Below are 482 nucleotides of genomic sequence, written 5' to 3'. Positions count from 1 at the left end.
AGAACCGCGATTCCGCGACGAGCGGGACAGGCTCCACGCCGATATCAAACAAACCGTTCTTCGCAGTCTCACCAACGCGGTGAACGCCACCGGCGCGCCGCCAAGCGTCATCTGTTCGGCACTGACCTCGTCTTCCTCGTAAACGACCGCCCCAGGACGCTCCCTACCACTCCCTACCATCGTCCACCGCCACGCGAAAAGCGCGTCGGTGAGGGGCGCTTTCGCGCCCTGCCCGGCCGAAGGGCCGGGGAGGAGAGAGGAATTGAAGATGTTGTCGAGGACATGGGGTCCAGCAGACACACAGGAGACGTTACGATGAACATCGGTCAGATCAAGCAGAACGAAGCCGGCATCTTCATGGGCCGCATCTCGACGCTCGCAGTGGCGATGACGATCGCGCTGAAGCCAGTCCAATCGAACAATCCCCGCGCGCCGCGCTACGAGATCCACGCGCTCACCCCCGGCCGCACCTGGGTGCAGGT

1 protein-coding gene is annotated in these 482 nt (G+C 63.5%); it reads left to right on the top strand.

The window, feature by feature from the left end; all coding sequences use genetic code 11:
- Nucleotides 1-282: 282 nt before the first annotated feature.
- A partial coding sequence (locus AACY49_RS32035; protein ID WP_445262688.1) for a DUF736 family protein occupies nucleotides 283-482 on the top strand: 200 nt, incomplete at its 3' end.

It is taken from the genome of Pseudomonas sp. EL_65y_Pfl2_R96 (assembly GCF_963970905.1).
GTDB lineage: Bacteria > Pseudomonadota > Gammaproteobacteria > Pseudomonadales > Pseudomonadaceae > Aquipseudomonas.
This window is presented reverse-complemented; position numbering and strand designations above follow the sequence as displayed.